General features: G+C 37.3%; 9 protein-coding genes. 7 read left to right on the plus strand and 2 right to left on the minus strand.

Translation table 11 applies throughout. The features are described from left to right. The first annotated feature begins 17 nt into the window (after positions 1–17). Both G496_RS0113630 and G496_RS0113635 read left to right on the plus strand, forming a co-directional pair. Entirely contained in the window at positions 18–2,105 is a 2,088-nt protein-coding gene (locus tag G496_RS0113630; protein ID WP_027179765.1) for a hypothetical protein, read from the plus strand. A gap of 3 nt (positions 2,106–2,108) precedes the next feature. Continuing rightward, positions 2,109–3,038, plus strand: a complete 930-nt coding sequence (locus tag G496_RS0113635; protein ID WP_027179766.1) for a hypothetical protein — start codon at positions 2,109–2,111, stop codon at positions 3,036–3,038. Positions 3,039–3,133: 95 nt separating this feature from the next. Here the strand turns inward: G496_RS0113635 and G496_RS0113640 are convergent, their stop codons facing one another. Then, a complete protein-coding gene (locus G496_RS0113640; RefSeq protein WP_051295060.1) occupies positions 3,134–4,087 on the minus strand; it encodes a GlxA family transcriptional regulator in 954 nt (317 codons plus the stop codon). Positions 4,088–4,245: 158 nt separating this feature from the next. Between G496_RS0113640 and G496_RS0113645 the strand changes: the two genes are divergently transcribed. Beyond that, positions 4,246–4,803: a cysteine hydrolase family protein gene (locus tag G496_RS0113645; RefSeq protein WP_027179768.1), complete on the plus strand. Its 558-nt coding sequence runs from the start codon at positions 4,246–4,248 to the stop codon at positions 4,801–4,803. Positions 4,804–5,034: 231 nt separating this feature from the next. Here G496_RS0113645 and G496_RS0113650 read toward each other — a convergent pair whose 3' ends face one another. After that, positions 5,035–5,331, minus strand: a complete 297-nt coding sequence (locus G496_RS0113650; RefSeq protein ID WP_027179769.1) for a hypothetical protein — start codon at positions 5,329–5,331, stop codon at positions 5,035–5,037. Positions 5,332–5,969: 638 nt separating this feature from the next. Between G496_RS0113650 and G496_RS0113660 the strand changes: the two genes are divergently transcribed. From G496_RS0113660 to G496_RS20965, 4 genes are all read left to right on the plus strand, one after another. Continuing rightward, positions 5,970–6,221, plus strand: coding sequence for a hypothetical protein (locus G496_RS0113660; protein ID WP_027179770.1), 252 nt, complete (start codon positions 5,970–5,972; stop codon positions 6,219–6,221). Then, positions 6,218–7,213, plus strand: a complete 996-nt coding sequence (locus G496_RS0113665; RefSeq protein WP_027179771.1) for a tetratricopeptide repeat protein — start codon at positions 6,218–6,220, stop codon at positions 7,211–7,213. The genes G496_RS0113660 and G496_RS0113665 overlap by 4 nt, the downstream gene beginning before the upstream one ends. Positions 7,214–7,239: 26 nt before the next feature. Further along, positions 7,240–7,716 (plus strand): tetratricopeptide repeat protein, encoded by a 477-nt coding sequence (locus tag G496_RS0113670; RefSeq protein ID WP_027179772.1) that lies wholly within the window; start codon positions 7,240–7,242, stop codon positions 7,714–7,716. 66 nt (positions 7,717–7,782) lie between these two features. After that, on the plus strand, positions 7,783–8,026 hold a 244-nt coding region (locus G496_RS20965), incomplete at its 3' end, for a transposase family protein (protein WP_169725767.1).

Genomic DNA, 8,026 nt, shown 5'->3' on the forward strand with positions numbered 1-8,026 from the left:
AATTTTGGAGTAATACGTTGATAAGTATAGAGAAATCTCAAGTAATCAACTATGGCCAAAGTCAAACTGTAACAGTATATGGTGACGATAAAGAAAAAAATAAATACTACGTCATACCACAACCCAGAATAGCCATTGCCCCTAATGGAGATCCGGCTTTTTCTCTAGTTAAGATAGAGAGTAATTCTTCAGCTGAAAGCCTTGGAGTAAGTGGTGAATGCACTTTTCAGACTGATATATATGTGTCTGATGAAATTCGTGCCGCTGTACGTAAGGAGCTTGGACAGGATATTACCTTTGGCCAGTTGGACTGGCTTGATGCTTTCGCAGTCTTTACCTTTGAAGTGAATGGAACAAAATTAACACAAAGGGCAGATGCATCTCTGTATGCTGATAACAAAGTTTCATTTGTTATTTCCCTACCTGACAACAACTCTTATGAAAGCTTTAAGAATGCCTTCGGACCAGATGGAAGTGCTGGTGGCACTTTTACTGTCAGTTATCAATTAAGCACTTTTGCAGCCTTGCCACCGGCAACCGTTACGGTTTCCTTCGATTCAAACACAGCCTACGAATATCAGAAAACTGTCCATGTCAGTAAAAATATGTGGGGCCATGTTACAAATCGTTCAGTTGAGGTCCATCAGCTTTTAAGCCAGTCCATGGCAGGAAAAGTTACAGTTGATCCCGGCAGTCGTACGCTATCTGAAAGTGTCCTCAAGAGGCTAACGGATTGGGGTAATCAGACTCTTCAAAATGATGTTGATAAGTCCATACAGGAAGTTTTAACTGTCATAGGGGAAAAAAATGCAGATAATTTTTCCTGCTCCATGATGCCATCATTCAATAATGTTTATGAAGAAGGGCAGGTTATTAACTGGCTGGTAACTCCACAAGCAACTATTCCTGCGTTTGATGAAACTACATGGGAAAAAATTTCTTCAACAATTGATGTACGTAATTTAAATGTTGCTTTTGCTGTTCAAAGTATTCCCGATACGGTTGATTCTGTTACTGTGGTTGTGGATTACCCTACAGCAAAGACCGATAATACCCACCAGTTTAAAGCTGATGAGTCTGGATCATGGATATTCAAGGCTGTTGGCGATATGTCTGGAGGTGCGTTTAATCCTGAGTACAAGTATCATTACAAAGTTGAGTACAACGATGGTACAGAGCCGTATACCTCCCCGATAACTACCAGTACAGATACACAGATATTTATTAATATTCGTGATCTAAAAAGGCTAACTGTAAAGTTTATCGCTTGGAATGTTCCGTTTTCTGACGAGCAGGTGAAAAGGGTTGAGGTCAATTTCTATTTTGTAAACGATAATGATGGTGCTGTAACACATCAGAATATTGAGTTGAATAAGGATAAAACCACGGATGTGGTAGAAAGCAACACCATGCGTCCGTCTACTAATTCATATCAGTTCCGCACCACTTACTACATGGCTGATAATACAAAAGTCATGACTGGATGGGTTACTGATAATGCCATACAGAATGTCCTTACCCCTCCTTTGGTTTCAAGGGTTATTTCACTTTTTACTCTAGGTGATTTCAGTCTGGTTGCTGTTGATGCTCAGTATAATGATAAAACCAATGGACTTGTTCATAATCATCAGTGGGCTCTTCAGGGAAGTGCAATGACTCCCCAGCCGTGGTTCCTGACTGTTCCGAACAGTGCTGATGAATTTATCATTTCTTATAGTGGAGAGTATGAGTCCGGTGGTAAGCTGACAATGATCCAGCATACAGATATAGGAACAAGCATTATCAATGTCTCCACGGCTCAGTCTGTACAGTCTGTAAAATTTCAGGCTTCTGAAGTAGAGTGGAGTAATAAAAATATTACTAAAGTTAACCTTCAGGTATATCGTATAAATAAAAGTGGAAATAAAACAGATATGTTCGGTAGAATTTTCACCCCTGAAAATTTAGACGATTTCTTGTGGGATTTCTTATATGATTCAGGAACAACCCCCACATACTATTGGGAAGCACAGTACTGGCATAAAAATGTCGAAACACCGACAAATATCAAAAGAACTAAGCAATCCGGTCAAACCATAGTAGTTCTACCCGGGGATGCTGATTAATAGATGTTTCCCATCGATGAATTGATATGCATCCTTAAAGGCCAAGGGCTGGTTGATGTTCAAAGCGCGGTGGAATATTTTCGCCGCGCTTTATTCTGGACCTGTATTGAGGACAGCCCCAGCCTGCTTTTGGCTGATGGATCACCTGTTGAGGTTTCATTAGTCAGTTCGAATGGCTCTGTCAGGGTTGCTGTTGACGGAGCTTCACCATTATTGTCACCGAAAAAAAGATTTCAGACGGCATACAGTCTTTTTACTTCTTTTGACTCCAAATGGTGTGAATTTGACTGGAATGCGGCCAGTAGACTTCTTTTTGATGAAGCAAAATGGACTTGCTGGCATGGAGTGAGAATAGATGGTTACGGTAGATTAAATCTGAAATTATATCTTGAATTGAACAGCTATCCTCCGTTCTTTAATCTGGATCAGTCCGAAGGTTTTTTAGCCAATCATCATCCTGTCATGTTGGGTATAAATTTTGATGAAAATCAAAGAATTGAGTTGGAGTGGTATTATGCTCTTTCCAATCCTACGGCTGGCTTCATAAAATGCTTTTTAAGAGCTTTTAATATTGAAAACTGTTTTAACCAGATCTGGGATGTGGTTGAAGTATTGTACCCCTATAAATTGGTAAATAGTTCTCCGTCGGAATTTGTTGGATTAAGTTTTTCTACTAATGAAGATTTTAGAAGTGATACTGCCAATGATACGACAGTTTTTATGCCACTTTCAGCATTTTTCGGTTCTGATCTCAATATCCATGAGAAGATATTAGAAATGCTACCACAAAGTTTTGTTCCGGCTTATCTGAATTCCATTGGAAAGATTGAGGCTCTGTCATCAGTTGGAGGTGATCGCTTTGGACTGTTGGGAATAAGAGCAAAAGCTGATAGGCATACCCCGGTCTGGTATATCTCTTATTCTCACCATTAGATGAAAAACTTTGATGTGGATATGCCTGTTTATTGTTTTACAGACTCAGTTTGTTAAAATTATATTGTTGTAAAAAAAACTACAACTCCAGACAATTAAATCCTCAAACCAAATTTCTGTCTGTATGTGGATGGAGTCATGCCTATTGTCTGTTTGAAAAGTTTTCGGAAGGTGCTGTAATCTGTGTAGCCGACATATTCGGAAATGCTTTCAACACTATCATCTGTTTGCTCAAGCATCATTTGTGCTGCATCCACTCTGACCTGTCTCAGATATTGTATCGGGGAACATCCTGTCGCTTTTTTAAAGCGTCTAAGTAAAGATCTCTGGCTTAGATTCGCTTTCTCCGCCATCAGGGCAAGATTCGGTGATTCAGGGTAATTTACTTCGAGCCACGCCTGAACATTCAAAATTGCGCGGTCATTATGGCTTTTAGGAAAGCCTCCCAGACCGTATGGACTTTGGTATTCTCTATGAGGATCCATAAGCATGACTTTGGCGCAATTAAGTGAATCTTCAATGCTCAAATAGCGTTTGACAAGGTAAAGAGCTAAATCCATCCATGCAGAAACACCACCTGCGCAGATATAATTACCACCGTCTATCAGCAGTCTTTGAATATTTAATTTTACATCAGGATATCTTTCTTTAAATTTCTCGCCAAGATTCCAATGCGTAGTCGCGTACCGTCCATTTAAAATACCGGTTTCAGCCAGCAAAAAAGATCCGGCGCAGACCGTCGCAACTATTGATCCTGATTTATGCTGTTCCTTAAGCCATGATATTAAATTTTTATCGTCAATCAGCTCGTTCATATTTTCCAGTATTGGCGGGATGATGATTATATCCTGACTGGAATTTGAAATAGTATTTTCAGGTGTAATCAGCGTCCCGGTATAGCAGGAAACTTGTTCAACCCCGGGAGAGAGTATGCTGTAATTAAAATTTTTTTTACCTGCTAACTTGTTAGCCATATAAAGTATTTCACCAATTCCGTGTAAAGCAGAATGAAGTGATCCCGGAATTGCCACTGTTGCTATTGTGATCATCGGTTATCTCCTTCTTGTCTTTTTTTGCCTCTTATTTGTCTTTTTCGCCACTTATTTATCCTCAGATATCCACATAATTTAAGCCAATGGCATTGCTCCCCGGTGAGGGGTTGCTGGTGCTTAACTAAATGACAGATTTTAAATTAAGGAGAAATGATATGAAAAAAGACGCACTTATAATTGTAGATATCCAGAATGATTATTTTCCCGGCGGAGCTTTTGAACTGGTTAAAGCTGAAGCCGCAGGAAGAAAAGCCGCTGAAGTTCTATCAGTTTTTAGAGATAAAAATTTGCCGGTAATTCATATAAGACACGAAAATATAAAACCGAAAGCCAGCTTTTTCATTCCTAATACTGCCGGAGCGGAAATCCATTCTGTGGTTCTGCCGATTGAGGGGGAGGAAGTTGTTGTAAAAAACTATCCAAACAGTTTTCAGGAAACAGGACTTTTCGATCTGTTGAAAGCGCAGGGTGTAGAGAGGGTTGTTATTGTAGGGATGATGACATTTATGTGTATTGACGCTACAGCTCGTGCCGCCAGAGACTTTGGTTTCGATGTTGTTGTTCTGCATGATGCCTGCGCAGAAAGGGATCTTGAATTCAAAGGGACTCTGGTCCCGGCTGACATGGTGCATGCTGCTTTCATGGCTGCGCTGAGTTTCTCCTATGCGGAGATTGATGATACGGATTTATTTATAGAAAAGATGAATAAATGAAGACTTATTTTAGAATGTTTCAAATGTGATTTTAAGATAGCTATCAGAAAAATTTACCAGCAGAGTAGAATTGTTTATTTATAATCTCTTGCAATCTTTATTGCTGCGGTAAGCAATAAATTAGAGCCGCAATCTCAAGTGGGATAATAATCTTACAGTCCTGATTATGTTGAAAATTTATGGAGCTACGCTTTTATGCGTAGCTCCATAAATACGATTTTAAAGAAAATATTATGATGCAACCCCAAGAGAGCTTTTGGCCATGGTAACCACTCCATCAGAGTCTGCGAATTGGTAGCCTTTTTCAATTAGTTTTGTTGTGTATGATTTATTGTAGAAAAATGCCCAGATAATTCCGGCGATGCCGCATGTGCACATTGAAATTACAATTACGATCAGACCGGTCAGTATATCTCCACGAAAAAGTGCCGGAAATCCACCAAAGAAAAATGTTGTCCAGCTGAAACCGAAGAATCCCTTTTTTACCAGACCTGTTTCCGGATGTTTCATCATCACTGTCGTAGCCATTTGTTGCTCCTTTAAATGATATAACTTATCGAAACTTTATTATAATTTAGAAAAGAGGTAGCAGACTGATAAAAAAAATCAAATATATAATAGATTAACTTAAATTTTAACTTAACAGTTTTTTGTACGCCTGATTGGATCTGCTTGATAATAAAGTGAACTAAGGACTGTATGATTATGCTTTGCTTATTTTGAATCACATGCAGTAGGGGCTAACGAGTATCTTGTGCTTAAGCATATTTAGAAATTCGCGTTGCCATTAGCAATTTGATCGGTGTTATAGCTTTTTTATTTATTAATTTCAGTTGATTCGGCTTTGGACTGGATAGATGAAAATCTTTTTGATATTCAGAATTGAGACTGCTGTTATGCTGATGATAAGTCGTTTGATATCTCTGTAAATGAAATTTTCAAGATGAAAATTAAAACCAGCTTTAATGCTGACCAATATATTAAGATTCAAAAAATTTTGAGGGATGATATAAAAAAACTAGAAATCCTTCTAGGATGGGATTGTGCTGATTGGCTTGGTGATCCTCCAGATATTTTTTTTGTTAATTGATTGATAGCTAATGTATGTATAGTTGTAAATGCATCGTTATGGAATGTATTTTTATTATATATTTGTGGAGACTTTGATGAAATGTTTTTTGCATATTGGTCTTCATAAGACTGGGACTACTGCAATTCAAAGGTTTTCTTTTGAAAATAAAGATTATCTTCTTGAAAAAGGGTATGATTATCCAGGAGATTTTATTGAACATTCAAGATTACTAGCTCCTCTTTATATCAACATAAATGTCGACGGTAGAAAAACAAAAGGTAATATTTTTTCAAAAAAATGGGGTATCGTGTATTTGAATGCGCTAATAACGTATTTAAAAGAATGATTAGTGAAAGTAGCAGTGAAAATATTATCCTCTCTGGTGAGGGGCTTTCCCTACTAACACCAGATGAAGTTAAATTACTTAAAGATGATTTTGATAAATATTTTGAAGAAGTAAAAGTAATTGTCTATGTTAGGGAACCTGTTTCATGGTTAACATCTTATTTTTTACAAAAAATAAAACATGGTATTCCGTTAAAAAAATTTACTGAAGATGTTTTAGATGATTACAGCATAAAATGTAGGATAGAGGGATTTGTTGATTTATTTGGAAATGAGAATGTAATATTTAAAAGATTTGATAATAAAATATTACATGAAAATGATATTGTAATTGATTTTTATGATACTATAGGAGTTAATGTTAGAGATAAAAGATCTCGTATTATAAATAATAAAAAAATATCATTAGAAGCTTTGCATGTTCTTGATAGTATAACCAGTAAATCTTTTAAAGATGGTTGTGAGAATATAGATCTTGATAGCTTATATACTTATTTAAAGATCGTTGACCTCTTTAATGAGATAGGATGCACTAAAAAATATTTTGATTTTTTAACGCCTGAATTTGTTTATTCTTATTTTAAAGAAGATCTGCAGTGGCTTGCAGATAAATCAAACATTGTTTTTGATCCTCCTAAAAAGGTCGAACCAGTACATCTTGATAGTACTAAATTAAATGCTGTAGAAAATTTATCTGTGCTGTTGAGCGATTATGTAATGACATTGCAGATTAAAGATACTGTTTTTTTTAATAAACTTGAAGAATTTTCTAAAATTTTAAACGATAATAAAGAATTACCTCAGCATTTTTTTGCTATAACTTCCAACTGGGCTATCAAATTTAAATTTTACCAAAAAGCTCTGGAGTTGCTGGAAGAGTCACTGAGTATTTACAGTGGTACAGCAGAAATTTTTTATAATCTTGCTTTCATCTATGACCAGTACGGGCGGATAGATGAAAGCAAGATGCTGTTAAACGGGCTATTAAGCTAAAGGATACTGATTCTGGCTATTATGTTTTGCTTGGTCGTCTGTTAAAGAAAAAAAATGATATTAAAGGCTCCAGAGAGGCCTTTGAAAAAGCAGCAGAGATAGATAGTTTCAGCGCAGTCGCGCATATCCAGCTGAGCATGATTTATGAGAAAGAAGGCCGACTTGATTCGGCACTCGAAGCCGTTCATAAGGCGATCGGCATCAATGACACTAATGCTTTTTTTTACTTTCAGCTGGGATGTATATTGAAGAAAAAAACTAAGTTTAAAGAATCAAAAGCAGCTCTGGAAAAATCAATAAGCATTGATTCTTCGTTAGCTGGTCCTCATTTTCAGCTTAGTCTTGTTTCTGAATTGCTTGGAGACATTAAGACCGCAATAACAGAAGCTCAAGCGGGATTGGATATAAAATCTGATAATGATTACATTAAAGATCGGCTGAAAAGACTTTTAACTCAGAATTCATTAAAAAATAAGGTTCATCCGGCCCAAGCGTACTTTTGACAAAATGAAAGGACATGGCGTCCAATCAATATTCACGCCAATGAACGTCTAGAAGGAAGAATCGCCATGTCCACGAGTTTCGTCTACCACGCCTTGGGGCTGTCCGGCTATGACTATGTCCGGCAGGATTTCGTTTTCGGAAACGTGCTTATTTATGTGAAGCCGAAAGCAAAGCTTGTAAGGTGTTCACGGTGCAAGCACCGCCATGTGATCCATAAAGGAAGAAGTGAGCGTTGGTTACGCACTGTCCCTGTTGGTATCAAGCCGATTTGGATCATTGTCGATGTGCCTCGTGTCCAGTGCCGTAAAT

This window comes from Maridesulfovibrio bastinii DSM 16055 (assembly GCF_000429985.1).
Classification (GTDB): Bacteria; Desulfobacterota; Desulfovibrionia; order Desulfovibrionales; family Desulfovibrionaceae; genus Maridesulfovibrio; species Maridesulfovibrio bastinii.